At 69.5% G+C, this 25,487-nt stretch carries 25 protein-coding genes; 20 read left to right on the top strand and 5 right to left on the bottom strand.

The features are described from left to right. The first annotated feature begins 29 nt into the window (after window positions 1–29). The 7 genes from ABD243_RS20100 to ABD243_RS20070 all read left to right on the top strand — a co-directional run bounded on the left by ABD243_RS20100 (window position 30) and on the right by ABD243_RS20070 (window position 7,880). Window positions 30–1,034 carry a tetratricopeptide repeat protein gene (locus ABD243_RS20100; RefSeq protein WP_344368172.1) on the top strand — a complete coding sequence of 335 codons (1,005 nt, stop codon included), beginning with the start codon at window positions 30–32 and terminating at the stop codon, window positions 1,032–1,034. Beyond that, window positions 1,034–2,134: an NADH:flavin oxidoreductase/NADH oxidase gene (locus ABD243_RS20095; RefSeq protein WP_344368171.1), complete on the top strand. Its 1,101-nt coding sequence runs from the start codon at window positions 1,034–1,036 to the stop codon at window positions 2,132–2,134. Before ABD243_RS20100 ends, ABD243_RS20095 begins: the two co-directional genes overlap by 1 nt. A gap of 111 nt (window positions 2,135–2,245) precedes the next feature. Further along, the gene (locus ABD243_RS20090; protein ID WP_344368170.1) at window positions 2,246–3,061 is read left to right on the top strand and encodes an ABC transporter ATP-binding protein; all 816 of its coding nucleotides are present in this window, start codon (window positions 2,246–2,248) and stop codon (window positions 3,059–3,061) included. Next, window positions 3,043–4,614, top strand: coding sequence for a transporter (locus ABD243_RS20085; protein ID WP_344368168.1), 1,572 nt, complete (start codon window positions 3,043–3,045; stop codon window positions 4,612–4,614). The genes ABD243_RS20090 and ABD243_RS20085 overlap by 19 nt, the downstream gene beginning before the upstream one ends. 61 nt (window positions 4,615–4,675) lie before the next feature. Further along, window positions 4,676–5,458, top strand: coding sequence for a glucosamine-6-phosphate deaminase (gene nagB, locus ABD243_RS20080; protein WP_344368167.1), 783 nt, complete (start codon window positions 4,676–4,678; stop codon window positions 5,456–5,458). Between the two features lie 82 nt (window positions 5,459–5,540). Next, window positions 5,541–5,858, top strand: a complete 318-nt coding sequence (locus ABD243_RS20075) for a DUF3039 domain-containing protein (RefSeq protein ID WP_370122952.1) — start codon at window positions 5,541–5,543, stop codon at window positions 5,856–5,858. A gap of 231 nt (window positions 5,859–6,089) precedes the next feature. Then, window positions 6,090–7,880 (top strand): DEAD/DEAH box helicase, encoded by a 1,791-nt coding sequence (locus tag ABD243_RS20070; RefSeq protein WP_344368164.1) that lies wholly within the window; start codon window positions 6,090–6,092, stop codon window positions 7,878–7,880. Between the two features lie 92 nt (window positions 7,881–7,972). Here the strand turns inward: ABD243_RS20070 and ABD243_RS20065 are convergent, their stop codons facing one another. From ABD243_RS20065 to ABD243_RS20055, 3 genes are all read right to left on the bottom strand, one after another. Then, on the bottom strand, window positions 7,973–8,320 hold the full coding sequence (locus ABD243_RS20065; protein ID WP_116766493.1) for a hypothetical protein: 348 nt from the start codon (window positions 8,318–8,320) through the stop codon (window positions 7,973–7,975). 84 nt (window positions 8,321–8,404) lie between these two features. Continuing rightward, window positions 8,405–9,073, bottom strand: a complete 669-nt coding sequence (locus ABD243_RS20060) for an isochorismatase family protein (RefSeq protein WP_344368163.1) — start codon at window positions 9,071–9,073, stop codon at window positions 8,405–8,407. Continuing rightward, window positions 9,074–10,402, bottom strand: coding sequence for a nicotinate phosphoribosyltransferase (locus ABD243_RS20055; protein WP_344368162.1), 1,329 nt, complete (start codon window positions 10,400–10,402; stop codon window positions 9,074–9,076). Window positions 10,403–10,439: 37 nt separating this feature from the next. Between ABD243_RS20055 and clpS the strand changes: the two genes are divergently transcribed. The 6 genes from clpS (at window position 10,440) to rdgB (ending at window position 14,794) form a co-directional block, all read left to right on the top strand. After that, window positions 10,440–10,805, top strand: a complete 366-nt coding sequence (clpS, locus tag ABD243_RS20050) for an ATP-dependent Clp protease adapter ClpS (RefSeq protein ID WP_091253439.1) — start codon at window positions 10,440–10,442, stop codon at window positions 10,803–10,805. After that, complete coding sequence (locus ABD243_RS20045) at window positions 10,798–11,364, top strand: DUF2017 domain-containing protein (RefSeq protein WP_116766496.1); 567 nt, start codon at window positions 10,798–10,800, stop codon at window positions 11,362–11,364. The genes clpS and ABD243_RS20045 overlap by 8 nt, the downstream gene beginning before the upstream one ends. Window positions 11,365–11,449: 85 nt before the next feature. Next, window positions 11,450–12,490 carry a glutamate racemase gene (gene murI / locus ABD243_RS20040; RefSeq protein WP_344368161.1) on the top strand — a complete coding sequence of 347 codons (1,041 nt, stop codon included), beginning with the start codon at window positions 11,450–11,452 and terminating at the stop codon, window positions 12,488–12,490. Beyond that, window positions 12,487–13,284: an MBL fold metallo-hydrolase gene (locus tag ABD243_RS20035; protein ID WP_344368160.1), complete on the top strand. Its 798-nt coding sequence runs from the start codon at window positions 12,487–12,489 to the stop codon at window positions 13,282–13,284. The genes murI and ABD243_RS20035 overlap by 4 nt, the downstream gene beginning before the upstream one ends. Before the next feature lie 77 nt (window positions 13,285–13,361). Further along, complete coding sequence (rph, locus tag ABD243_RS20030) at window positions 13,362–14,120, top strand: ribonuclease PH (RefSeq protein WP_344368159.1); 759 nt, start codon at window positions 13,362–13,364, stop codon at window positions 14,118–14,120. Beyond that, window positions 14,117–14,794: an RdgB/HAM1 family non-canonical purine NTP pyrophosphatase gene (rdgB, locus tag ABD243_RS20025; RefSeq protein WP_344368158.1), complete on the top strand. Its 678-nt coding sequence runs from the start codon at window positions 14,117–14,119 to the stop codon at window positions 14,792–14,794. Before rph ends, rdgB begins: the two co-directional genes overlap by 4 nt. Before the next feature lie 101 nt (window positions 14,795–14,895). Here rdgB and ABD243_RS20020 read toward each other — a convergent pair whose 3' ends face one another. Further along, complete coding sequence (locus ABD243_RS20020) at window positions 14,896–15,663, bottom strand: VTT domain-containing protein (protein WP_091253452.1); 768 nt, start codon at window positions 15,661–15,663, stop codon at window positions 14,896–14,898. Window positions 15,664–15,778: 115 nt separating this feature from the next. On the opposite strand from ABD243_RS20020, the gene ABD243_RS20015 reads away from it, so the two are divergent. Both ABD243_RS20015 and ABD243_RS20010 read left to right on the top strand, forming a co-directional pair. Continuing rightward, window positions 15,779–16,807, top strand: coding sequence for a 3'-5' exonuclease (locus tag ABD243_RS20015; protein WP_344368157.1), 1,029 nt, complete (start codon window positions 15,779–15,781; stop codon window positions 16,805–16,807). 117 nt (window positions 16,808–16,924) lie between these two features. Next, a complete protein-coding gene (locus tag ABD243_RS20010; RefSeq protein WP_116766500.1) occupies window positions 16,925–17,476 on the top strand; it encodes a DUF4395 domain-containing protein in 552 nt (183 codons plus the stop codon). Window positions 17,477–17,881: 405 nt separating this feature from the next. Here the strand turns inward: ABD243_RS20010 and ABD243_RS20005 are convergent, their stop codons facing one another. Continuing rightward, entirely contained in the window at window positions 17,882–19,051 is a 1,170-nt protein-coding gene (locus tag ABD243_RS20005; protein ID WP_344368156.1) for an ADP-ribosylglycohydrolase family protein, read from the bottom strand. A gap of 155 nt (window positions 19,052–19,206) precedes the next feature. On the opposite strand from ABD243_RS20005, the gene ABD243_RS20000 reads away from it, so the two are divergent. The 5 genes from ABD243_RS20000 (at window position 19,207) to ABD243_RS19980 (ending at window position 25,426) form a co-directional block, all read left to right on the top strand. Then, on the top strand, window positions 19,207–19,563 hold the full coding sequence (locus ABD243_RS20000; RefSeq protein ID WP_091253459.1) for a YidH family protein: 357 nt from the start codon (window positions 19,207–19,209) through the stop codon (window positions 19,561–19,563). Next, complete coding sequence (locus ABD243_RS19995; RefSeq protein WP_344368154.1) at window positions 19,560–19,901, top strand: DUF202 domain-containing protein; 342 nt, start codon at window positions 19,560–19,562, stop codon at window positions 19,899–19,901. The genes ABD243_RS20000 and ABD243_RS19995 overlap by 4 nt, the downstream gene beginning before the upstream one ends. Before the next feature lie 160 nt (window positions 19,902–20,061). Next, the gene (locus ABD243_RS19990) at window positions 20,062–21,078 is read left to right on the top strand and encodes an MIP/aquaporin family protein (protein ID WP_344368152.1); all 1,017 of its coding nucleotides are present in this window, start codon (window positions 20,062–20,064) and stop codon (window positions 21,076–21,078) included. 62 nt (window positions 21,079–21,140) lie between these two features. After that, window positions 21,141–22,361 (top strand): exonuclease SbcCD subunit D, encoded by a 1,221-nt coding sequence (locus ABD243_RS19985; protein ID WP_344368151.1) that lies wholly within the window; start codon window positions 21,141–21,143, stop codon window positions 22,359–22,361. Next, window positions 22,358–25,426: an AAA family ATPase gene (locus tag ABD243_RS19980; RefSeq protein WP_344368149.1), complete on the top strand. Its 3,069-nt coding sequence runs from the start codon at window positions 22,358–22,360 to the stop codon at window positions 25,424–25,426. Before ABD243_RS19985 ends, ABD243_RS19980 begins: the two co-directional genes overlap by 4 nt. Window positions 25,427–25,487: the final 61 nt, after the last annotated feature.

Below are 25,487 nucleotides of genomic sequence, written 5' to 3'. Positions count from 1 at the left end.
GGCGGGGCTTCAATGGCTAGAGTGGAGCTATGACAACGCCAGCTTCCCGACCGGTCCCGCCAGTTGCCGCCAACCCGCTGAACCTGCGCGGCGCCGTCGATCTCTCCGCCCTGAAACAGCGCCCCGCGCCGCCGGCTGCAGGTGCGGGCCGGACAGGCTCCGCCGACGCTCCGCCCGCTCCGGCAGCCGGCGGGGCCGAGCACGCCAATCGTCCGCTGCGGGTAGACGTCACCGAAGGCAACTTCCAGGAACTGGTGGAGCTCTCGGCGCAGGTGCCCGTGGTGATCGCCCTGTGGGCCTCCTATTCGCCGGACTCCGGGCAACTCGTGGGCATCCTGGAGGACATCGTCGAAAGCTACGACGGCCGGCTGGTGCTCGGCGCCGCGGACATCGACGCCTTTCCGCAACTGGCCCAGGCCTTCCAGGTCCAAGCCGTGCCGACCGCCGTCGCCGTCGTCAAGGGCCAGCCCGTCCCGCTCTTCCAGGGCGGTGCCGACGAGGAGCAGGTGCGCAGCCTGTTCGATGAACTCCTCAAGGTCGCCGCGGCCAACGGGGTGACCGGACGGATCGGCGCCGGCGGTCCCGGCAGCGGGGAACCGGAGGCTCCGCCGCTGTCGCCGCTGCACCAGGCCGCTTTCGACGCGATCGAGGCCGGCCACTACGACGCGGCCGCCGCCGCCTACCGGCAGGCCCTGAACGAGATGCCCTCCGACGCCGAGGCCAAGGCCGGGCTGGCGCAGGTGGAACTCATGGCACGCCTCCAGTCCTTTTCCGGGCCCGACGCCGACGCCCTCCGCCGGCTCGCCGCCGATGAGCCGGACAACCTCGACGCCCAGCTCGGCGTCGCAGACCTGGACATCGCCGGCGGCCACATCGAGGACGGCCTCGGCCGGATCGTGACGTTCATCGGCCGGAACTTCGGCCCGGAACGGGAGACCGCCCGGGTCCGGCTGCTCGAACTCTTCGACGTCGTGGGCACCGGCGACGAGCGCGTCGCCAAGGCTCGTCAGGGACTGGCCCGGGTGCTGTTCTAGTGGGATCCGCACTCTTCACGCCGCTGGAGCTGAGGTCCCTGCGGCTGCAGCACCGCGGCTGGGTGTCCCCGATGTGCCAGTACAGCTGTGAGCCTGAAACCGGCGAGGGGGTGCCCACCGACTGGCACCTCATGCACCTGGGCTCGTTCGCCACCGGGGGAGCGGCCCTGATCCTCACCGAGGCCAACGCCGTGAACGCGGCGGGCCGGATCAGCCCCCGCGACGCCGGCATCTATAACGACCGCCAGGCCGCGGCCTGGGAGCGCATCACCGCCTTCGTGCACCGGCACGGCACTGCGGAGACCAGGATCGGCACCCAGCTGGCGCACGCCGGCCGCAAGGCGTCGTCCTACTGGCCGTTCTCCGGAAAGTCGGGCAGCGTACCGGCGGCCGAGGGCGGCTGGGACACCGTGGGCCCCGGCACCGGTGCCTTCGACGGCTACGCGCCGCCGTCGGCCATGACTGACGCGGAGATCGACGGCGTGATCGCCGATTTCGCCGCCGCCGCCGTGCGGGCCGTCGCTGCCGGTTTTGACACAATCGAAATCCATGGCGCCCACGGCTACCTGCTGCACCAGTTCCAGAGCCCGCTCGTCAACGACCGCACGGACCGCTGGGGCGGGGACGAGGCCGGCCGGAACCGGCTGACGCTTGCCGTGGTGGACGCCGTCCGCGGCGTCATCCCCGACTCCATGCCGCTGCTGCTGCGGATCTCGGCCTCCGACTGGGCGCCGGGCGGGATCGACGCCGAGGCCTCGGTCCGGCTGGCCGGTGCCGCCGCGGAGCATGGAGTGGACCTGGTGGACGTTTCTTCCGGCGGCGCCGTGGCGCACCAGCAAATTCCGATCGGTCCCGGCTACCAGACCGGGTTCTCGGCCCGGATCCGGCGCGAAACCGGGGTCAAGACCGGCACGGTGGGACTCCTGACCTCGGCCGGGCAGGCCGAGCACGCGGTGGCCACCGGCCAGGCCGACGGCGTGTTCATCGCCCGGGCCGCCCTGCGGGATCCGCACTGGTGGCTGCGGGCAGCGTTCGAGCTCGGCCACGACCTTGCCTGGCCGCCGCAGTACGAGCGCGCCATACCCCGGCATTCGTTCTAGAACTCCACGGTTGTGGGTGCGGGGTGTTGCTGCGGGGGCGGTTGCGGGCGCGGGGGAAGCTACGCCCTGCGGACGATCCTTTTCGCGACCGGGGGCAGTTAGTCTAGCGTCATGACTTACCAACCCCCTGACCAGCAGGGACAGCCAGCCCCGCACGGCCCGTCCGCGCCGACGGTCCCTGCCCTGTCCCTGCTCGGCCTCGCCAAGCGCTTCGGCGACAAAATCGCCGTCGACGGCATCACCCTGGACGTTCCTGCCGGATCCTTCTACGGGGTCGTCGGCCCCAACGGCGCCGGCAAGACCACCACCTTGTCCATGGCGACGGGACTGCTGCGCCCCGATTTCGGGACCGCGCTGGTCCATGGCGTGGACGTCTGGCAGCATCCGCTGGAGGCCAAGAAGCTGATGGGGATCCTGCCCGACGGCGTCCGGCTGTTCGACCGCCTCAGCGGCGAACAGCTCGTCACGTACGCCGGCCTGCTGCGCGGCATGGACAGGGACACGGTGACCGCGCGCGTGGCGGAGCTGCTGGCAGCCCTGGACCTCGGCAACGACGCCGGCACGCTGGTGGTGGACTACTCCGCCGGCATGACCAAGAAGATCGCCCTGGCCTCGGCACTGATCCACGCGCCGCGGCTCCTGGTCCTGGACGAACCCTTCGAATCCGTGGACCCCATCTCCGCGGCCAACATCCGCGACATCCTGGACCGCTACGTCGCCTCCGGCGGAACGGTCATCGTTTCGAGCCACGTCATGGACCTGGTCCAGCGCATGTGCGATCACGTCGCCGTCGTCGCCGGCGGCCGGGTCCTCGCAGCCGGCACGGTGGAGGAAGTCCGTGCCGGGGCGAGCCTCGAGGACCGCTTCGTGCAGCTCGTGGGCGGCCGCAACCACACGGAGGGACTGGAATGGTTGCGCACCTTCTAAGGCTCAAGCTGACCCTCCTGCGCAACAGCGTGAGGCGCAGCCCCTGGCAGCTGGTGGGCCTCGGCATCGGCACCCTGTACGCCCTGGGAATCGTCGGGCTCCTGGTGGCCGGGCTGCTGCTCCTGCGCGGCCAGGAGATTGAGCTCGCCCAGACGGTCGTGGTCCTGGGCGGCGCGGCAGCACTCCTGGGCTGGGCCATCATCCCGGTCGCGGTCTCTGCCGCCGACATGACCCTGGATCCGGCCCGCTTCACCACCTTCGCCGTGCCCATGCCGCAACTGCTGGCGGGGCTGGCGCTGGGCGGCCTGATTGGCATACCGGGCCTTGCCACCTCCATCGTCGCGCTCGCCACTGTGGGCACCTGGTCCCGCAGCGTGCCCGCCGCGGCCGGCGCGCTAGTGGGCGCGGTGCTGGGCGTGCTGAGCTGCGTCGTGCTGTCCAAGGTCGTGACCACCGCGACGGCAGGGCTGGCGAGCTCCCGGCGCTTCAAGGACATCAGTGCCGTCGCCTTCCTCATCCCGCTGGTCCTCATGGGCCCCATCGTGGCGGGCATCGCGAAGGGAATCGCAGGTTCAGGCGACTTCCTGGCCAGCTTGGCCCGGACACTGTCCTGGACACCCGCCGGTGCGGCCTTTTCGCTCGGCGGCGAGCTCGCCGCCGGCCACTACGGGGCAGCCGCCGTGAAATTCCTCATCGCGGTGGCCACGCTGGCGGGGCTCGCCCTGGCCTGGAAGGTCCTGCTGCAGCGTGCCCTGGTGACCCCGCCTTACGCGGGAACCTCCAAGCGCCGTTCCGGCGGTCCGGGCCTGTTCGGGGTGCTCCCGGCGACCCCGGCCGCGGCCGTCGCCGCGAGGTCTTTGTACTACTGGCTGCGCGATCCCCGCTACGCCGGCGCCCTCGTCGTCGTGCCGCTCCTGCCCGTGCTGTTCCTGTTCCAGGGCAGCCAGAGCGGGTTCTACGGCCCGTTCCAGTTTGTCGGTCCGCTGACGGCTTTCCTCCTGGCCTGGTCCATCTCGACGGACGTGTCCTACGACAGCACCGCGTTCGCCCTGCACGTGGCTACCGGAGTGCGCGGCGCCGACGACAGGCTCGGCCGGGCTTTGGCGTGCCTGAGCTTTGCGCTGCCCGTCGTGCTCCTGTTCAGCGTGGGGCCGTTCTTCGTCACGGGTGACTGGGCCAAGCTGCCCGCGGTCCTGGGGCTGTCGTTTGGCGTGCTGTTCAGCGGGCTGGGCCTGTCCTCCGTGGTCTCGGCGCGCTACACGGTGAGCGTCCCGCTGCCGGGAGACAGCCCGTTCAAGAAACCGCCGGGCAACGTGGCCCAGACCCTTGCCGTGCAGCTCGGCGGCATGGCGGTTCTCATGGTCCTCGTGGCGCCCGAAGTGGCGCTCGTGGCCGCACAGTTCATCACAGGCAGCACCGTGCCCGGCTGGATCGCCCTGGTCCTGGGGCCGGTTCTGGGGCTCGCGCTGTTCGCCACCGGGGTCAGGGTTGGCGGAATCTGGCTCGACCGCCGGGCACCGGAGCTGCTGGCACAACTGGCCGTCAACCGTTGACGGGTGCATGCTGGGAGTGCGCAGACCCGAACGCCAGATAAGCCAGGTGAAGGCAGGGATTATGGAAGTTGTCATCCTTCCGGGCAGCAAGCAGATCGCATCGCTGGCGGCCGATGCGGTGGAAGCCTTGCTTCGCCGCAAACCCGGGGCCGTCCTGGGCCTGGCGACGGGCTCCACCCCGTTGCCCATCTACAGCGAGCTGGCGCTGCGGCACGAGCGCGACAGGCTGGACTTCAGCCAGGTCCGGGCCTTCGCCCTGGACGAGTACGTGGGACTCCCGGCGGACCATCCGGAGTCCTACCGCCAGGTGATCGCCCGCGAATTCACCGCCCGGGTCAACATCAGCCCCGCCAATGTGCACGTGCCCGACGGCGCCGCGGCAGACATCCCCGCGGCCTGCCAGAGGTTTGAAGACGCCATCCGCGATGCCGGGGGAGTGGACCTGCAGCTCCTCGGCGTCGGAACCGACGGCCATATCGGGTTCAACGAGCCAGGCTCGTCCCTCGCGTCCCGGACCCGGATCAAGACCCTGATCGAGCAGACACGCCGGGACAACTCACGGTTTTTCGGCAACCTCGCCGAGGTCCCCCACCACGTCCTGACGCAGGGTCTGGGCACCATCCTGGACGCCCGCCACGTGATCCTCGTCGCCACCGGCGCGCAGAAGGCCCAGGCCGTCCGGGATCTCGCGGAGGGCCCGGTCTCCGCCATCTGTGCAGCGTCGGTGCTGCAGCTGCACCCGCACGCCACAGTCCTCGTGGACGAGGCGGCGGCGTCCTCCCTGCGGCTGGCCGATTACTACCGCCACAGCTATGACCATAAACCTGCCTGGCAGGGCCTCTAAGCCCGGCCGCCGGCATCGCGCAGCCCCGCCGCGGGCGCCGCGCGGGTCCGGCCGCGCGCTTCCAACGGCTAAGATGGGTGTCATGACTAGCATGACCGATCCTCTCGAAAACGACCCGATGCGCGAGCTCTCCGGAGCCGGGACGTCAACGGCCACGATCGAGCGCGAGGAACTGCGCCAGGAAGTGGAGCCCGGTGACCGGGAGCGCTTCTCGCACTACGTGCGCAAGGAAAAGATCATGGAATCCGCGCTGACCGGCGAGCCCGTGATCGCGCTCTGCGGCAAGGTCTGGACGCCCGGCCGCGACCCCCAGAAGTTCCCGGTGTGCCCCGAATGCAAGGAAGTTTACGAGGGCCTGCGCCCCGGGAACGACGGCGGCAAGGGCTCCGGCGATAAATAGCGGCACGTGAGGGCTAGCGGACCGCACAGGATCCGTTAGCCGTCACGGTGCGGCGCTTCTGTAGTCCCCGGAAGCGCCCTGTAGTGCCCGTGCAATGTTCCTCTACGGCAGCGCGCCGCTGCGCTGCCGCGAATTTGTACTGCCCACGGTCCATCCGAAAAAGATTGGTGTTTTTGTGCTTAATTGGGTTTCTCCGTCGGCTGCAGCCATGCGCGGATGGGGGGCGCCCCAGTGACAGAGACACTCTTCGGCGGACCCACGCTTCCCCCCGCCTATCCCGAGCGGGCCGCCTGGGGCACCGCCCCGAAGCTGCGCGCCTGGCAGCAGGAGGCGCTGGACAGCTACTTCAGCACCCATCCCAAGGATTTCCTTGCCGTCGCCACCCCCGGCGCCGGCAAGACCACGTTCGCCCTGCGGGTGGCGTCCATGCTCATCGAGTCCGGCGTCGTGAACCGCGTGACAATCGTGGCGCCCACCGACCACCTGAAGCGCCAGTGGGCCGACGCCGCCGCCAAAGTGGGCATCGCGATCGACCCGAACTTCAAGAACGCCGACGGCCAGCACGGCCGCGGGTTCATCGGCGTCGCCGTCACGTACGCTCAGGTGGCCAGCAAGCCCATGCTGCACCGGGCCAAGACCGAGGCCGCCCGCACGCTGGTGATCCTGGACGAAATCCACCACGGCGGCGAGGCGCTGTCCTGGGGAGACGGCCTCCGCGAGGCGTTCGACCCCGCGGCCCGCCGGCTGTCCCTGACCGGTACCCCGTTCCGCTCCGACACCTCGCCCATCCCGTTCGTGGAGTACGCCGAAGACCGGGACGGGATCCGCCGCTCCAAGGCCGACTACACCTACGGCTACGGCAAGGCGCTCCGGGACCACGTTGTCCGCCCCGTCATGTTCATGGCCTACTCCGGCCAGATGCGCTGGCGCACGAGCGCGGGCGATGAAATGGCCGCCTCCCTGGGCGAGTCGGCCGTCACCAAGGACATCACCTCGCAGGCCTGGCGCACCGCGCTGAACCCCGCCGGCGAATGGATCCCCGCCGTCCTGGCCGGAGCGGACAAGCGCCTGAGCGAAGTGCGGCGGAGCGTCCCTGATGCCGGCGGCCTGGTCATCGCCACCGACCACGAGGACGCCCGGGCGTATGCCGGCCAGCTGAAGAAGATCACCGGCGAATCGCCCACGGTCATCCTCTCCGACGACGCCAAGGCCTCCAACAAGATCGAGGAATTCTCCGCCGGCGACAAACGCTGGATGGTGGCCGTGCGGATGGTGTCCGAAGGCGTCGACGTGCCGCGGTTGTCCGTCGGCGTCTATGCGACCTCGACGTCCACCCCGCTGTTCTTCGCCCAGGCCGTGGGCCGCTTCGTGCGTGCCCGCAAGCGCGGAGAAACGGCGTCGGTGTTCCTGCCCTCGGTGCCGCAGCTGATGGCGCTGGCCAACTCCATGGAGGCCGAGCGTGACCACGCCCTGGACCGCCCGGAGAAGGACGACGGCGACGGTCTGTTCAATCCCGAGGACTCGCTCATGGACGAGGCCAACCGTGAGGAGAAGGCCTCCGACACACTGATGAAGGGCAAGTTCGAGGCCCTCGACTCGCAGGCGTCCTTTGACCGCGTGCTCTTCGACGGCGGCGAGTTCGGCACCGGCGGCGAGGTGGGCTCGGAGGACGAGCTCGATTTCCTCGGAATCCCCGGACTGCTCGACGCCGAACAGGTCGGCACGCTGTTGCGCCAGCGCCAGCACGAGCAGCTGAACCGCAAGAACAGGCGCGCCCCGCAGGCCGGTGCCGCGCCCGAGGCGGCAGTGCCGGCCGTGCCAGACCACCGGATGCTCATGGACCTGCGCACCGAGCTGGCCAAGAACGTGGCGGCGTGGTCTGCCCGGACCGGGACCCCGCACGGCGTCATCCACACCAAACTCCGGACCGTCTGCGGCGGCCCCGCCGTCGCCCAGGCCAACGAGGAACAGTTGCAGACCCGACTGCGGAAGCTTCAGGACTGGTTCATCGGGCGGAAATAGCCGCCCGCGCCGCTCAGCAGGGCAGCAAAAGCGAAGGGACCAGGCCGATGGCCTGGTCCCTTCGCTGTGTGAAACAGTCTCTTGCGCTCCGGTTACTGGCCGTTGCCGCAGATCTTGCCGTAGGTCTGGCCGGCCGCGGTGTAATCGGCCTTCATGGTTTCGAGCCTGGCGGCGTCGGGGTTGGGCTTGGCGGACTCGTCGAAGTATTCGATGATGGTCTGCAGCGGGGCCCGGAGGTCATCCGAAGCGGCAGCCTTGATGGGCCGCAGCTGGTTGGCGACCCTGTTCATGCCGGCTTTGTCAGACGTCGCCGACGGGGCGGAGACCACGGTCTTGACCCGGGCGCAGGTTTCCTCGTTGGTCAGCTGCGGGGAAGCCGAGCAGCCGGCGGCGGCGAGCAGCGCTCCGGCGGCAATCAGGACGGTCAGGGTCTTCTTCATGGTGTACTCCGGGGTTCTACGGGACGGTCAAAATAGCAAGACTGGCGACTTGGCAAGGATTTCGAGTCTACTGCGGCGGCGGGCTCAGAGGACATCGACGCCGCCGAACTCCATCTCGGCCACGGCGTCGTCGAGGTCTTCGGCGATTCCGGCCGTCAAGCCGCGCAGCACCGTGACGGAGTAGCCCGCCTGGACGGCATCCAGGGCGGTCGCTTTCACGCAGTAGTCCGTGGCGATGCCCACCACCACGATATCCTCGACGTCGTGGCTTTGCAGCCAGTCGTCCAGTCCGATGGCATCATCGCCGGCGGCGAAGGCACTCACCGAGTCTTCGGCGTCTTCGGCGCCGGGGCCGGTTTCGGAGACGGGCATGGCGCCGGGCTTCCGGTCCCCGGTGGGGACGTCGTCCTCGGGGGCCAGGAGTCCTTCAAAACCGGAGTACGCCGCGGCGAACTGGCCCTTGCGGAAGTATGCCTGGATGTACTCGGGGTCCAGGTCCGGGTGCAGTTCGGCCCCCCGGGTGCCCGCCACGCAGTGCCGCGGCCAGCTGTCGACAAAGTCGGGTTCCTCCGAGAAATGCGCCCCCGGATCGATGTGCCAGTCCTGGGTGGCCACGATGTGGTCGAACTGGCTGTGGTGGGCGTCGACGTACTCGCTGATCTCGCCGGCGAGGGCGGCCCCGCCGGCGACGGCGAGGGAACCCCCTTCGCAGAAATCGTTTTGGACGTCAACAATGATCAGGGCGCGGGACATTCAGTCCTCCTCGTAGATGGTCGGGATTGCCGCCTCGCCGCGTTGCAGCCGGTTGACGACGGCGGGGAGCTCCCTCATGGTCTCCGCGTGGCGCCGCCGGGCGCGCTGGACCCCCTCGGGGCCGGTCCACCCGGGCAGGAGCTCGCCGTTCTTGACGAACTGCTGCAGGAGCGGACGGTCATTGCCGTCATCCTCCGGGTGGTGGCCGACACCGACGATTTCCTGGGTGGCGGTTCCGCGCTCGTTGAGCCTGCGCAGCGCGTACTTGCGGCCGCCCTTGCTGGCTTTGTTCTTGGCGGCCTTCGCGACGGAAATGAAGTCCCCGGCGTCGTCGGTGCGGCTGACGAGCTTGTAGACCATGCTCGCCGTCGGGGCCCCGGACCCGGTCACCAGCGACGTCCCCACGCCGTAGGAGTCCACGGGTGCGGACTGCAGCGCCGCGATGGCGAATTCGTCGAGGTCGGAGGTCACCACGATCTTGGTGTGGTCATTGCCGAGCTCGTCGAGGAGCTGGCGGACCCACTGGGCCTGGGCCACGAGGTCCCCGGAGTCCAGCCGGACCGCGCCGAGTTTGTCCCCGGCGAGGTCGACGGCCGTGCGGACCGCCTTTTCGACGTCGTACGTGTCCACCAGGAGCGAGGTTTCCGGGCCGAAAGCGGAAATCTGGGCCTCGAAGGCCTCACGTTCCGTGTCATGCAGGAGCGTGAAGGAATGGGCGGCCGTGCCCACGGTCTTCAGCCCGTAGCGCAATCCGGCCTCCAGGTTGGAGGTGCTGTCGAACCCGGCAATGACCGCGGCACGGGCAGCGGCGGCGGCCGCCTCCTCATGTGTCCGGCGCGACCCCATTTCGATGCACGGACGGTTTCCCGCCGCCGTGATCATCCGGGACGCGGCGGAGGCGATCGCGCAGTCGTGGTTGAGCACGGAGAGCAGGTAGGTCTCCAGGATGCAGGCCTCGGCGAACGTGGATTCCACGATCAGGACGGGGGAGTTCGGGAAGTACGCCTCACCCTCCGGGTACCCCCAGATGTCGCCGGAGAAGCTGTAGCCGGCCAGGTACTCCAGCGTCTGGTCGTTGACCACCTTCGTCCGGCGCAGGTAGTCCAGTTCCGGCTCGCCGAAGCGGAAGTTTGCGATACCCTCCAGCAGGCGTCCGGTGCCGGCGACGATCCCGTAGCGGCGGCCGTCCGGCAGCCTCCGGGCGAAGGCCTCGAAGACGGATTTCCGGTGGGCCGCACCGGACTGCAGAGCACCCTGCAGCATGGTCAGCTCGTAATGATCGGTGTACAGGGACGTGCGGGGACGGTCCCAGCCAGCTGATGAACTCACAAATTCACTCTAGTGTGCATCCCCATAGAATGGACAGATGACCCTCAGCGTTGCGCTTGGCCCCGACACACGGGAGAGCACCCAGACCGGAACGGTGACGTCCACCGACGTCCTGACCGCCCCGGATATCCCCTGGAACCTCGTGATCTGGAATGATCCCGTGAATCTGATGAGCTACGTGAGTTACGTGTTCCGCAGCTATTTCGGATACTCGGAGGCCAAGGCCAACAAGCTCATGATGGAGGTCCACAAGAAGGGCCGCTCGATCGTGGCGCACGGCAGCAAGGAACAGGTGGAGCAGCACGCGGTCGCCATGCATGGCTACGGCCTCTGGGCGACAGTGGAAAAAGCCACCGGCGGCAGCGGGAGCGGTTCAGGCAAAGGCAAGGGAAAACGTGGCTAAGGCATTCAAGTACGGGCTCAAGGGCATCAAGGGCTACCTGGAGCCGGCCGAACGGGAACTGCTGCGGAGCCTTTTTGCCGACGTCATCTCCATGCTCGAGCCGGCCGAGCGGGCCAACGAGGACCCGCTGGCCGCCCTGGTGGGACTGGACGCCGACGCCCGCGAGCCCTCGGACCGGGCCCTGCGCCGGCTGCTGCCGAACGTGATGAAGAACGACGACGACGCCTCCCTCGAGTTCCGCCGGTACACCGAGCGCTCGCTGCGCGAAAGCAAGATCGGCGCGTTGAAGGCGGCCGCCCTGAGCCTGGACAGGGAGGACCTTGTCCTGACCCCGGCCGACGCCCGGCACTGGGCCACGGCCCTCAACGATGTCCGGCTGGTCCTGGCCGAACGACTCGACATCCGCGACGACGCCGACGCGGACAACGTCCACCTCATGCAGGACTGGTCCCAGGCCGAGGACGTGGAAAGCTACCTGGCGCTTGTTTACAACTTCACCACGTGGCTGCAGGAGTCTCTGGTCCAGGCGATGGTGCACTCGCTCGATGCCCGGCGCTGAGCGCGGACGTGTGACACATGAGACACGAGTTGCACGCCACAATGTGATGGCCGCCCCGCAGGCGTTGTCCTATCCTCGAATAATCATGACTTCAGCATCGAGTATGGACCCGGCCGCAGCTGTTGCCGCGGACACCCCAACGAGCAATACCGCCACAGGCCCCTCGGGCCCCGAACCGGCATCGGAGCTGGGATCGCGTCCCATCGGGGTCTTCGATTCCGGCGTCGGCGGGCTCACGGTGGCCCGGTCGATCATCGACCAGCTGCCCAACGAATCCATCCTGTACGTCGGCGACACCGCTAACGGCCCCTACGGTCCCCTTCCCATCGCCGAAGTCCGCGCCAACGCCCTTGGCGTCATGGACGAGCTCGTGGACTCCGGCGTGAAGCTGCTGACCATTGCCTGCAACTCCGCCTCGGCCGCCGTGCTGCGCGATGCCCGGGAGCGCTACACCGCCCGGTACGGAATTCCGGTGATCGAAGTGATCCAGCCGGCGGTGCGTCGCGCCGTCGCGGCGACCCGTACGGGCCGGGTGGGCGTGATCGGGACCTCGGCCACCGTGGGGTCGCGCGCCTACGAGGACACCTTCGCGGCCGCGCCGGACCTGGAGATCACGTCAGTGGCCTGCCCGGCGTTCGTGCCCTACGTGGAGGCCGGGATCACCACGGGGCCGGAACTGCTCGCCGTCGCCCGCGACTATCTGGCACCGCTCATAGCCGCCGGCGTGGACACCGTGGTGCTCGGCTGCACGCACTACCCGCTGCTCACGGGCGTGATCTCGTTCGTCCTGGGCGAGGACGTCACGCTGGTCTCCAGCGCCGAGGAAACGGCCAAGGATGTCTATCGTGCCCTCGCCTCCAGCGGGCTCGAGCGCATGGACGCCGCGGCCCCCGAGCACAATTTCATTGCCACCGGGGATGCCGCCCAGTTCGAACACCTCGCCCGGCGCTTCCTCGGCCCCGAGGTCCTCAGCGTCCGCCACGTGGACCACGTCGCGGCGCAGTACCCCACCGGCAGCCTCGCCCGGATCACCCCGGAGATGATTGCCGCCGCCCAGGCCGGCACGGGCCGGCCGCGGATCTCCAACTTCGTGGGCGGATCCGCGGGCGGGGGAACACTGCTGTGAAGCTGACCATCGTGGGCTGCACCGGATCCTTTCCGGGGCCGGGCTCGCCGGCGTCGTGCTATCTGCTGACCGCCAGCGACGGCGAGCGGAACTGGAAGATCGTCCTGGACATCGGCAGCGGCGCGCTGGGCGCGATCCAGCGCTACACGGACCTGGAGGACATTGACGCGATCTTCCTGACCCACCTGCACCCGGACCACTGCATGGACCTGTGCGGCCTCCATGTTGCCGTGCGCTGGAAGCCGGGCGGCTGGGGCAAGGGCCGGATTCCGGTGTGGGGACCGGCCGCCACCGCCGACCGCATGGCCACCGCCTACGGCCTGGACCTGGATCCCGGGATGCACGAGGAATTCGACTTCAGTAACTGGTCCGAGCGCAAGCCCGTGGCCATGGGCCCGTTCACCGTCACCCCGTACGCCGTCAACCACCCGGTGGAAGAGGCCTACGCGCTCCGCGTGGAGGTCACCGAACCGGACAAGGTCGGCGACCCCGTCACCCGCGTCCTGAGCTACTCCGGGGACACCGACTCCTGCAGCGGACTCGAGGATGCGGCCCGCGACGCCGACCTCTTCCTGTGCGAGGCGGCCTTCGAGGAAGGCCGCGACGACGCCATCAAGGACGTGCATCTGACCGGCAAGCGCGCGGGGGAGGCCGCCGTCGCCGCCGGTGCCCGGCGGCTGCTGCTGACGCACATCCCCGTCTGGACATCCCCGACCACCGTCATGGCCGAGGCCAAGGAGGTCTTCGGCAAGGACGTGGCCGTCGCCGTCGCGGGTGTGCACTACACCGTGTAGACGCCGGCACTGTTTCGACGCCGGCACGGTTTCGACGCCGGCACAGCCGGGGCCGGGCAAGTCGATAAGCTAAAGACATGACTTCCCAAGCTCCTACTGTCCCCGTCATCCGCGCCGACGGCCGCACCCCCGATCAGCTGCGCCCGATCAGCATCACGCGCGGCTGGTCCAAGCAGGCCGAGGGATCGGCCCTGATCGAGTTCGGCAACACGCGCGTGCTGTGCACGGCCTCCCTGACGGAGGGCGTCCCGCGCTGGCTCAAGGGCGAGGGCCGCGGCTGGGTCACCGCCGAATACGCCATGCTGCCCCGGGCCACGAACACCCGATCCGACCGTGAATCGGTCAAGGGGAAAATCGGCGGCCGCACGCACGAGATCTCCCGGTTGATCGGCCGCTCACTGCGCTCCATCATCGACACCAAGGCCCTCGGCGAGATCACGATCGTACTGGACTGCGACGTCCTGCAGGCCGACGGCGGTACGCGCACCGCGGCCATCACCGGCGCCTACGTGGCCCTCGCGGACGCCATCCGCTTTGCGCGCGAGAAGAAGATGATCGCCAAGAACGCCGAGCCCCTGATCGACACCATCGCCGCGGTGTCCGTCGGCATCATCGACGGCGTGCCGATGCTCGATCTGCCCTACGTCGAAGACGTGCGCGCCGAGACGGACATGAACGTCGTGGTGACCGGCTCCGGAAAATTCGTGGAAGTCCAGGGCACCGCCGAGGGCGCGCCCTTCGACCGCGACGAGCTGAACAAGCTCCTGGATCTGGCGTTGCTGGGCACGGAGCAGCTCGCCGCCATCCAGCGCGACACCCTGGCGGAAGCCCCGTGACGGAGGCGCCCTCCACGGACCTGCGGGATGCCGGCAGCACGGCGCCCCGGCTGGTCCTCGCCACCCATAACAAAGGCAAGCTGCGGGAACTCCGCGAGCTGCTGCGCGGCCAGGTGCCCGGACTCGACGTTGACACGCAGGTCGTGGATGCCGGCGCCGTCGGAGCCCCCGACGTCGCCGAGACCGGGGTGACCTTCGCCGAAAACTCGCTCCTGAAGGCGCGGGCCGTGGCGGCGGCCACCGGGCTCGTGGCAATCGCCGACGACTCCGGACTGTCCGTTGACGTGCTGGGCGGTGCGCCCGGGATCTTCTCGGCGCGCTGGTCCGGCCGGCACGGAGATGACGCCGCGAACCTGCAGTTGCTCCTGGCTCAGCTGGCCGACGTGCCGGATGAGTACCGCGGGGCCGCGTTCGTCTGTGCCGCGGCGCTGGCGGTGCCCGGGTCCGCGGCCGAGGACTGCCGGGAAGTCGTGGAGTACGGACAGCTGGAGGGGATGCTCCTGCGCGAGCCGCGCGGGGAAGGCGGCTTCGGCTACGACCCCGTCCTGCAGCCGAGCGGATTGGACCGCAGCTGCGCCGAGCTCAGTTCCGAGGAGAAGAACGCCATCAGCCACCGGGGCCATGCGTTCCGTGCACTCCTGCCGGCCATCGTCGAGGCCCTGGCCGGGACGTAGGCCGCCGCGGCAGGTGCCGTGTGATGCCCGCTGAGGGCGTTATGAGTGCTTAAAGCAAGAGAGGCGCCCCACACTGTGGGGCGCCTCTTACGTGCGGTGTGTCAGGGGGTCCTGCGCTCTTCTTCGGGCTCGTGCTCCTCGATGAACTCCTCCACGACGTCCGTGCCGTACTTCTCGGCCTGCCGCCTGGCGATGGCGCCGCGGATGACTTCGATGGCGATCGGGATCACGGAGACCAGGACGATGGCGATGAAGATGATGTCGAGGTTGTCCTTGACCCACGGCACCTTGTCTCCGAGCAGGTAGCCGAGGAGGGTGACGCCGCCGCCCCACAGCACCGCGCCGATCACGTTGTAGGTGAAGAATTTGCGCTTGCTCATCTGCGCGACGCCTACGATCACCGGGACGAAGGTGCGGATGATTGGGACGAAACGAGCCAGGATCAGGGCCTTGCCGCCGTGCTTTTCGAAGAAGGCGTGCGCGTTTTCCACGTTTTCACGCTTGAACAGCTTGGAATTGGGCTTGTTGAACAGGGAGGGTCCGGCAGTGGCCCCGATCAGGTAGCCCACCTGGTTGCCGATGATCGCGGCGACGATGATGAGCGCCGTCAGGACCCAGATGTTGACCTGGATGGTGCCGGTGGCCACGAGCAGCCCGGCCGTGAACAGCATGGAGTCGCCGGGCAGGAAGAAGCCGATCAGCAACCCGGTTTCGGCAAAGATGATGCCGCAGACCAGCAGGACCACCCACGGTGCAAAGGCCGGATTCGCCAGGAAGACCTGCGGGTTGAGCCAGTCGGGGAGGAAGGAGGCCAGATGTGGCTGCACCGGGCCGGCGCCGCCAAGGGCGGACACGGCAAAGTCGCTCATAGCTATAAGGTTCACCCGTTAAGGGTACTTGACGGCCGCCGGCCGGCCCCTGCAGTGCTGCGGGGCCGGCCGCGCCGGTGCGGGAGGTCCCGCCGTCGGGCGGTAAAGTTGAGCCGTGGGTTTGGACTTTACGGCGATCGACTTTGAGACCGCGAACGGCTTCCGCGGTTCACCGTGCGCCGTTGGCCTGAGTAAGGTCCGCGACGGCGTCGTTGTTGAGGAAGCCTCCTGGCTTATGCGGCCGCCGGAAAACCACGACACCTTCGACCACCACAACGTCCGGATCCACGGCATCCGCCCGGACCAGGTGGCCGGCCTGCCGCGCTTCGGGGCGCTGTTCCCCGAGATCGGGGCGTTCATCGGCGGCGATGTGCTGGCGGCCCATAACGCGGCGTTCGACCTCGGCGTGATCCGCTCGGGCCTGGAGGTGTCCGGACTGCCCGGTCCCGCCTACGATTACGTCTGCACGGTGGTGCTGTCCCGGCGCTGTTACTCGCTGGTGTCCAATTCGCTGCCGTACGCGGCCGAGGAAGCCGGCGTGCCGCTGGTCAACCACCATGATGCGGCCGAGGACGCCCGCGCGTGTGCGGGGATCCTGATCGACATCGCCGCCCGCAACGGGGCGGCGAGCATTGCCGAACTCTATCTGTCCCTGGGCATGGCAGTCTCGCACCAGCCGGCCTTCGACCCCCGGCTCGACCCTTTGTCCAAGGCCACGCTGGCCGCACTGGAAGCGCTCGCCGGGGGAAACGCCGGGAGAAATGTTGGGGCGCCGTCGGGCCGCCGGTTCGTTGCCGGCTGGCCGGAGGAAGGGCCCAACCCGGAACCCAATGCCGGGGCCAGCCCCGACCACCCGTTGTTCGGCCAGACCGTCGTGTTCACCGGCGAACTGGCGATTCCCCGACCCGAAGCCAAAATCCGCTCCGCCGAGCTCGGCGCCCGGCCCGAAAGCCGGGTCACGGCCCGCACCACCGTCCTGGTGGTGGGCGACGGCTTCGTGGCCGCGGACCTGCGCTCCGGCCGGATCACCGGCAAGGCCCGTCGCGTCCTGGAACTGCACGAACGCGGGCAGCGGATCGAAGTCCTGTCCGAGGGGGAATTCCTCCAGATGGTCGGCGGGCACGTGGCCGCCGCCACCGCCTGAACCGGACAGCCCCGAGGCCCGGATAACCCCGCCGGCCTGGGCAGGCATAAACCTGCCGGCAGTCACATGGCGCAACAATCATTCCCCCTGTAGCGCGCACGCTCGTAGCCTTGGCGGATGAGCAAACTGATGGATGCACAGACTCCCGCCGCTCGGTCGAAATCAGTGGCGTCGAAGCGCGGAATTGACTGGGGCAAGGTGTTCGCGTTCCCGAACCCGGTGAACGAGTACTCCGCCCGCATCACCGCGGCACTGGTCGTGGTGCTGTCCGCAGCGACCCTGCTGACCGGTTTCGGCTGGGGGCTCGCCATCATCGCGGCGGGGTTCTGGCTGCGCGTGCTGTTCGGTCCGCGGATCTCGCCGCTGGCGCAGCTCTCGGTCAAGGTCATCACGCCCTGGCTCGGCCGCACGCGGCTTGTTGCCGGCCCGCCCAAGCGGTTCGCGCAGGGCATCGGCGCCGCCGTGTCGACGGCCGCCGCGCTGCTGCTGGCCGCCGGCCTCGCGCCGGCCGCATGGGTCCTGCTGGCTGTGCTGATCGCCGCGGCGTCCCTCGAAGCATTCGCCGGGTTCTGCCTCGGCTGCACCATCTTCGGATTCCTGCAGCGCCGCGGGGTCATCCCCGAGGACGTCTGCGAGGCCTGCAACAACATTTCGCTCCGGCGCGCCTAAGGCCCGCCGCCAGAGATCCGGCGCGCCAATGATCCGACGAGTCTGCCTCGGACATGTTCTCGGCAGGCTCTGACGATTGGACATAGTGGCAATATGTCCAGTCCTCGCCACCGCGAATGCGCATGTCACGAGCTGCTGCGGCCAGGGATGGACATGTCGCTCGCGGTGGGACCCGACTGGGCATGTCCTGGGCACACAGCAGTGGCGGATGGACATGCCGTTCGCAGTGATGCACGACCGGGCATGTCCGGAGGGATGCGGCAACCCGGAATGGACATGCCCGTTGCGGCGAGGCAAAACTGGGCATGTCCCGCGGAAAAGCCGGCCCAGGTGACGGCAGATGGACGGTCCCGCGCTGCACGAATACCGAAGACCTGACGCCAAGCGCACAGGTTCTCGGCGACGCTACGAGCCGGTGACAGCCGCCAGCCGTGACGCCATGCCCCGGATGACCTCCGGTGCCTCCAGGGCCGCCAGCCAGCCGGCCGGCAGACACTGCTCGCCGTAGTACGCCCCCAGGATGTTCCCCGCGATCGACGCCGTCGAGTCGCTGTCCCCGCTGTGGTTCACCGCGACGGCGATGGCCGCGCGGAAGTGGGCCTCGGCGCGCTCCTCGGCGGCACCGGCCGCCGTCGCTGTCTCTGTCCCGGTTCCCGGGGCGGTGGCCAGCACGGCGTAGAGCGCGACGGCGAGGGCTTCCTCTGCCACCCAGCCCTCGCCGAGTTCGCGGACCAGGTCCTCGGGGCTGAGCCTGTCCCCGGGCCCCGGCTTGTCCCCGGCCAGCCGCAGGGCCGCCTCCAGCCGGGACACCACATCGGCGTCCGGGTCCTCGCCCTTCCGCAGGATGCCGCCGCACAGCTGCGCGAGGGCCGATTCCGCGGCTTCGCGCAGTCCGCGTCCGGTAGCCAGGGCATGGATGACCAGGCTGAACACCCCGGCGCTCTGTCGTGCCGCGGGGTGTCCGTGGGTCAGCGACGCGGCGTCAGAGCTGAGCTTGTAGACCGTCTCGGGCTCGAGGTGGGGGATCAGGCCGAACGGCGCCGAACGCATCACCGTGCCGCAGCCCTTCGACTCGGGGTTGACCGGCCGCTGCACGGTCCCCATCTCGCCCGTGGCGAGTCCGCTCAGGCACGCGTTGCCGGGTGCCCGGCGGTTCTTCAGAACGTCCTGGCCGTCGATCCAGCGCGGCGGCTGGACCGGGGCCGACGCCGGCACGGCGACCCCCTGGGTGCCCAGCCAGCGCAGGTACGCGAGCCACAGGCACGCGTTGATGTCGGCCGACACGCCGTCGTTCGCCCATTCGAGCGCCTCGAGGAGGCCGTCCGCCGTGTACAGCGTCATTTGCGTGTCGTCCGAAAACGGGCTGGCGGCGTCGAGAGCGGAAAAGTCTTGCAGGCCCGCGGGGCCGAACCGGGCGCGGATCGCGGAAATGCTGTCGAACTCGACGGCGTAGCCCAGTGAATCGCCGAGCGCGCCGCCCAGCAGGCAGCCGTGGATGCGCGAACCGTGGGCAGGGGAGTGTGACGGGCCGGGTGCTGGGGCTGGTGCGGGCGTGGTCCCGGGCTCGGTGCTCATGTCTTCAAATTTACCCGCCGCCGCGCGCACTACCCAATGAACGCCGGTAGGGTGCTGTTAGGACCCGTCCAGCGGTCGGGCGAAGCAACCGCCGGTGGTGCCGTCGCCAGGCCAGGAAAGACAATCAGGCCACACAGGACGACCAGAGGACACGAATGCGCGAACCGACGTGGCGGAAGACCGGAACTACGCCCGATTACAGATTCTCCCTGGCCAACGAACGGACGTTCCTGGCCTGGATTCGCACGTCCCTGGCCCTGATTGCCGGGGCCCTGGCGATTGACCAACTGGCCCCGGAAATTGCTCCCGCACCGATTCGGATTATTCTGTGCGTCATCCTCGCGTTCCTGGGCGCCGGCCTGGCCGCACTGTCCTACCAGCGGTGGGGACTCATGGAGGCGGCCATGCGGAACAACCGCGAGCTGCCGTTCTCCGGGCTGATGCTGGTGATGACCATCGGCGTCGCGGCCGCGGCTCTGGTGTTTGCCGCCCTGATCCTGCTGGCGCGGTGAACCCCGAAGAGGCCCGGGATCCCGGGCTGCAGCCCGAGCGGACGTCTCTGGCCTGGCGCCGGACCCTGCTGGCCCTGATAGTGGCGGACCTGCTGATCTGGCGCAGCTGGGCGCTCGCGGCGTCCCGGGGCGGTCCTTCGGGGCGTGTTGATTACCTGGGCGTCTGCGCATTCGTCGCCATGGCCGCCACCCTGATTCTGGGCGTGTGCGTGCTGGTCCGCGGGCACGAACTCCGGAGGTCCACGACCGCGCCTTCGGCAACGCTGCTGCGCTGGGCCGCAGCCGCCGTCATGGCCCTTGCCTCCAGCGCCGTGGCCGCGGTAGCGCTGGGGCGCTAAGCCGCAACCCAGCGAACATCCAGATTCCGCTGGCAGACTGCTGGCGAAGCTATTCTCCGGGCGGCTCGATGCCGTACCCGGTCCATGACCCGGCGGCGGGCCAGCGACGGCGCACTTGCAGCCCCAGGGCGCGCCGCCACCAGCAAAGGAAGTCCTGACCATGACCCTGCCTGTGCCAGCCCACGACACCGTCGGCGTCCAGCCGCCGGCCGCCAGCGACGATGCGCCCCGGCCGGCACTCCTGGCCCGGCTGTCCGCCGAGGCGTTCGGGACCCTGATCGTCGTGGTCGCAGGTCTGGGCGTGCCGCTGTTCACCATTCCGCAGTCGAACCCGCTGCCCGCCGCACTTGCCGCCGGCGTGGCCCTCACGGCGGCGATGCTGGCCGTCGGCTACATCTCGGGCGGCCATTTCAACCCCGCCGTCACCCTCGGCAACGTCATCGCGGGCCGGATTGGGCTGGCCGACGCCGCCGCGTACATCGGCGCCCAGCTCGTGGGTGCCGTGCTCGGCGCCGTCGCCCTGTTCGGCGTCCTGCGTACGGTGCCGAAGATTGACGACAGCCAGGCCGCGTTTGCCACGGTGACGGCCGGTTTCGGCGAGCACTCGATCATCCAGGTCCCCATGGCCGGCGTCTTGCTCGTTGAGGTCCTTGGCACGGCCCTGCTCGTGGCCGTCTTCCTGGCCACCACGGCCGGCCGGAACCCCGCCAAGGCGGCGGCCCCGTTTGCGGTCGGCCTGACGATGGCGATGCTGTTGCAGTTTGGGCAGGCGATCGGCAATGTTCCGTTCAACCCGGCCCGCGCCACGGCCTCGGCCATCTTCAGCGGTCCGGATGCGCTGGGGCAGCTGTGGCTCTTCTGGGTAGCGCCCGTGGTGGGTGCGGCCATCGCCGGACTCGTCTTCCGCGGCTTTGCCCAATCGACGGCCCCGGCAGCTCCCCGGCCGGACGCCCGTCCCGCGCGGCCCGCGCGCGGCAAGTCCGCCGGCAAGGCCCCCGCTGGCCAGGCCACCGCCGACAAGGCTGACGCGGAGCTCGGGAATGCAGAGCTGGATGAGGCGGAGCCGGCGAATGCTGAGATGGACAACGCAGAGCTGGCCGACGCACGGCCGGCCGGCGCCGCCCGCGCCGGGGACGACGAGGCCCGCAGCTTCTTCGACCGTAAGGGCCGCGAGTAACCCCCGTCACTCCTGCGGGGTGGTGGCGCAAGAGTGTCGGCCCCAGCCGATAACGTAGGAATATGCGGTTACTGCACACCTCCGACTGGCACTTGGGCCGGTCCTTCCACGGCGTCGGCATGCTGGACGCCCAGCGCGACTTCATCGACCAGCTTGTCACCTTTGTCCGGGACGAGGCAGTGGATGTCGTCCTCATCGCCGGGGATGTCTACGACCGCGCGCTGCCGGGTGTCGACGTCGTCGGCCTGCTCGATGACGCGCTGGTGCGTCTCACGGGAGCCGGCGCCCAAGTTGTCCTGACGAGCGGCAACCACGACTCCGCCATCCGGCTGGGATTCGCCTCACGGCTGCTTGAGCGCGGGGGAGTGCACCTGCGCACGCGGCTGAACGAACTGGACCAGCCCGTGCTCTTTCCTCTCGGCGATGCCGCAGCGGACAACGCCGCAGATGGGGATGCCGGTGGGGATACAGGGGACCAAACAGGGCCGGTGCTGGCGATTTACGGAATCCCGTGGCTTGAGCCCCGGCTCGTAGCTGAACAGCTGGGCGTCGAGACCGCGAGCCACTTTGAGGTCACACGCGCCGCCACAGAACGGATCCGGGCAGACGTGAGCCGCCGGAGCGAGACCCGGACCGTCCATTCGGTGGTCCTGGCGCACACCTTTGCCAGCGGAGGCATCAGCTCTGACAGCGAACGGGATCTGAGCATCGGCGGCGTGGGCGCCGTCCCGCTGGATCTCTTCGACGGCTTTGGCTACACGGCCCTGGGCCACCTGCACGGCCGGCAGGAACTCTCGACGGCGGTGCGCTACTCCGGCTCGCCACTGGCCTACTCCTTCTCCGAAGCGAAGCACAAGAAGGGCGGCTGGCTCGTGGAGGTCGACGCCGATGGAATCGGCGAGGTGCGCGAAGTGCTGTGGGACGCACCCCGGGCCCTTGCCGTGCTGCGCGGGAAGATCGAGGACCTCCTGGCGTCGGAGGAATTCGCGTGGGCGGAGGGCGCCTATTGCCAGATCACGCTGACGGACGCCGCGCGCCCCGCGCAGGCGATGGACCGGCTGCGGGCACGGTTCCCCGACACCCTGGTGCTCGGGTTCGATCCCGACGGCCCCGGCGCGGCGCCGAAGGCCAGCTACAGCAGCCGGCTGGCCGAGGCCGACGACGACCTCTCCGTCTGCTGCGGATTCCTCGACCACGTCCGCGGCAGGCCCGCGTCCGACGCCGAAGCAAAGGTTCTCGCCGAGGCCCTCGAAGCCGTGCGCCTGGAAGGGGTGTCCCTGTGAGGATCCACCGCCTTGAGATTTCCGCCTTCGGCCCGTTCGCCGGCACGGAGCGGATCGATTTCGACCGTCTCAGCGCACACGGGCTGTTCCTGCTCAACGGCGCCACCGGCGCCGGAAAAACCAGCGTCCTGGACGCCATCTGCTTCGCCTTATACGGCGCGGTTCCCGGTGCCCGGCAGGACGGTAAGCGGCTGCGCAGCGACCACGCGGAAGCCGCCGCCGAGCCCCGCGTCACCTGCGAGTTCTCGGCCAAGGGCCGGCACTTCGAAGTTTCCCGCTCGCCTGCCTGGGACAAGCCGAGCGCCCGGGGCAAGAACGGCTATACGGTCCAGCAGGCCAACACGCTGCTGCGCGAACGCATCGACGGCGTGTGGGTGGAGAAATCCGGCCGGAATGACGAGGCCGGAGCCGAGATCGCCGACGTCCTGGGCATGAACCGGGAGCAGTTCACCCGCGTGGTCATGCTGCCGCAGGGCGACTTCGCCGCCTTCCTGCGGTCCAAGGCATCCGACCGGCTGGAGCTGCTGCAGAGCCTCTTCGGGACCCAGCGCTTCGAGGCGGTGGAGCAGGAACTGTCCCGGCAGGCGCAGACCGCGAAGGCGGAGGTGGCAAACCTCACCACCAGGCTCGACCTGCTGCTGGCCCAGGCCGAGTCCGAAACCGCGGCACTCGACCTCGACCCGGCCGATGCCCCCGGCAGGGACGCCCCCGATGCCCTCCTGGCCTGGCTGGACGACGCGGCGGCAGCCGTCGCGACCGGGCGCCGGACCGCGGCCGCGGCAGCCGGGCAACACGCCGCGGATCAGGCCTCACTGCTGGAAGCCGCCACCGCGCGGGCCAGCCGCCACGCCAAACTTGCCGCCGCGGAACAGCGCCGGAATGATGCCGACGCCGCCGCACCCGCCCTGGCGGAACAAGCCATCACGCTGGGCCTGCATCGGAAAGCCGAAGTGCTCGGCGGCCAGCTGCGGGCCGTCGAAAGTGCCCGGGGCGCCGAGGACCTGGCGGGAACGGCCCTGCTGGAGGCCGCCCGGCAGTTGAGGTCCGCGGCCGTCACCGACCCCGAGCTCGCCGGGCTGGACCTCGTCGATGCCGGGGCGGACACCGGCCGCGAGCCCGAAGCCTTCGACAGCGCAGCCCTCCGGAACGGCCTCGGACAGCTGCGGTCACTGCGCGCCGTGCTCACCGAGCGCCTGCCCGACGAATCCCGGCTTACGGGGCTCACCGACCGCAGCAGCCGGCTGCGCCTGCAACTGACGGCCCTGGAAACACAGCAGCGGACCGGCGCCGCGGCCCTGGACGCCTTGCGCACTGAATCGGAGGCGCTGCTCACCGGAATCGTCCCCCTTGAGGAGCTCGCCGCCGAAGCCCAGCTCCGCACCAAGGAGGCCACGGCGGCGGACGAACTCGTGGCGATTGTTGGCCGCTACCTCACTGCGGAGGCCGGGTCCTCGGCAATCGCGGAACGTCACGCAGCGGCCCGGAACGACCACCAGGATCTGAGGCAGCACTGGCTCGACCTCCGCGAACAACGGCTCACCAACGCCGCCGCCGAGCTCGCCGCCCAACTCCTCGCCGGAGTGCCGTGCCCGGTCTGCGGCAGCCCGGAGCACCCGGAGCCGGCTCCGGCCGCGGCCTCTGCACTGGCCGTCGCGGAGGCCGAGAAGGCCGCACAGCAAGCCAGCGACGATGCAGAAGCGGCGCTGGCCGCCCTCGGGCGTGAACTCGCCGAGGCCCGGCAGGACGTCGCCGTGCTGGCGGCCCAGGGCGGCAGCACGCCTCCCGAGGAAGCCCGTGCCGATGCAGCACTTGCCCGTGAACGGGCCGACGATGCCGCCCGCGCTGCCACGGACCTTGCTGCCGGCCGGGCCCGGCTGGCAGAACTCGAGACGGCAATCGCCTCGGCAGAGCGGGCGAAGGCCGAGGCCGCCTCCGGCATCGCCCAGACGCAGTCCACGATCGCCGAAGTCGACGAACAGGCAAAAGTTCTCGAGCATGCCCTGGACAAGTTGCGCGCCGGCCACGCCAGCCTTGAGGAGCGGCTCGCAGCCCTCACCGGAACAACAGCGATCCTGGAGCGCGCAGACGCCGCCCAGTCGGCCCTGGAACAGGCCGGGGCCCGCACCGCGGAGGCTCGCCGACAGCTGGACCAGGCGCTCCCCGCCACAGGTTTCAGCACCGAAGCCGCGGCACGGGCCGCCCTGCTGCCGGCTCCGGAGGCGACAGGGCTCGAAGCCGCCATCCGGGCGGGACAGGACGAGGCCGCGAGGATCCAGGAACTGTTCGCCGGAGAGGAGCTCGCCCTGGCTGCCGCCGAGCGGGCCGCCGGGGAGCTGGTCAGCGAGGCCGCCCTCGAAGAACTCCAAGCCGCGTCGGCGGCGGCGGAACGCCAATCCCGGGACGCCGAGCTCGCGGCGGGCCTGGCAGAAAATTCCGTCCGGACCCTCGGGCGCATCGCCGGCGAGTATGCAGAACTTGCCGCGGCCGGCCGGGCGCCGCGGGACCGTGCCGCGCTTCTTGGCGCCGTGGCAGAGGCGGCCAGGGGCGGAGGCGACAACACCTACCGCATGAGCCTGAACAGCTATGTCCTCGCCGCCCGGCTGGAGCAGGTGGCCGTCGCCGCCTCGGAACGACTGATCGGCATGAGCGACGGCCGCTACACCCTGCAGCACACCGATGCCAAGGCCGCGCGCGGCGCCAAGTCCGGCCTCGGCCTGGAAGTGGTGGACGAGTGGACCGGCCAGCGCCGGGACACCGCCACACTTTCCGGCGGCGAGTCCTTCATGGCTTCGCTGGCCCTGGCCCTGGGGCTCGCAGACGTCGTGCAGCACGAGTCCGGGGGCGTGGACATCGAAACCCTCTTCGTGGACGAAGGGTTCGGTAGCCTCGACGACCAGGCGCTGGAACAGGTCATGGACGCCCTCGAAGGCCTCCGGGACGGCGGCAGGGTAGTGGGGCTCGTGAGCCATGTGGCGGAAATGAAGCAGCGCATCGGCACCCAGCTCCAGGTGGTCAAGGCCCGCAACGGTTCCACCCTGCACATCAGCGACGACGCCCGGGCCTGACCAGGACCTGCCGTCGCGGCGCCGGGTCAGCTACCATGGACTCGTTACCGGGTCGCGCGCA

It is taken from the genome of Arthrobacter humicola (assembly GCF_039531445.1).
Classification (GTDB): Bacteria; Actinomycetota; Actinomycetes; order Actinomycetales; family Micrococcaceae; genus Arthrobacter; species Arthrobacter humicola.
This window is presented reverse-complemented; position numbering and strand designations above follow the sequence as displayed.

Bases quoted from the DNA above. Each gene is read 5' to 3' on its own strand.
- ABD243_RS20100 (WP_344368172.1), top strand. From the start codon at position 30: ATGACAACGCCAGCTTCCCGACCGGTCCCGCCAGTTGCCGCCAACCCG.
- ABD243_RS20090 (WP_344368170.1), top strand. From the start codon at position 2,246: ATGACTTACCAACCCCCTGACCAGCAGGGACAGCCAGCCCCGCACGGC.
- ABD243_RS20085 (WP_344368168.1), top strand. From the start codon at position 3,043: ATGGTTGCGCACCTTCTAAGGCTCAAGCTGACCCTCCTGCGCAACAGC.
- nagB (WP_344368167.1), top strand. From the start codon at position 4,676: ATGGAAGTTGTCATCCTTCCGGGCAGCAAGCAGATCGCATCGCTGGCG.
- ABD243_RS20075 (WP_370122952.1), top strand. From the start codon at position 5,541: ATGACTAGCATGACCGATCCTCTCGAAAACGACCCGATGCGCGAGCTC.
- ABD243_RS20065 (WP_116766493.1), bottom strand. From the start codon at position 8,320: ATGAAGAAGACCCTGACCGTCCTGATTGCCGCCGGAGCGCTGCTCGCC.
- ABD243_RS20060 (WP_344368163.1), bottom strand. From the start codon at position 9,073: ATGTCCCGCGCCCTGATCATTGTTGACGTCCAAAACGATTTCTGCGAA.
- clpS (WP_091253439.1), top strand. From the start codon at position 10,440: ATGACCCTCAGCGTTGCGCTTGGCCCCGACACACGGGAGAGCACCCAG.
- murI (WP_344368161.1), top strand. From the start codon at position 11,450: ATGACTTCAGCATCGAGTATGGACCCGGCCGCAGCTGTTGCCGCGGAC.
- rph (WP_344368159.1), top strand. From the start codon at position 13,362: ATGACTTCCCAAGCTCCTACTGTCCCCGTCATCCGCGCCGACGGCCGC.
- ABD243_RS20020 (WP_091253452.1), bottom strand. From the start codon at position 15,663: ATGAGCGACTTTGCCGTGTCCGCCCTTGGCGGCGCCGGCCCGGTGCAG.
- ABD243_RS20010 (WP_116766500.1), top strand. From the start codon at position 16,925: ATGAGCAAACTGATGGATGCACAGACTCCCGCCGCTCGGTCGAAATCA.
- ABD243_RS20005 (WP_344368156.1), bottom strand. From the start codon at position 19,051: ATGAGCACCGAGCCCGGGACCACGCCCGCACCAGCCCCAGCACCCGGC.
- ABD243_RS20000 (WP_091253459.1), top strand. From the start codon at position 19,207: ATGCGCGAACCGACGTGGCGGAAGACCGGAACTACGCCCGATTACAGA.
- ABD243_RS19990 (WP_344368152.1), top strand. From the start codon at position 20,062: ATGACCCTGCCTGTGCCAGCCCACGACACCGTCGGCGTCCAGCCGCCG.
- ABD243_RS19985 (WP_344368151.1), top strand. From the start codon at position 21,141: ATGCGGTTACTGCACACCTCCGACTGGCACTTGGGCCGGTCCTTCCAC.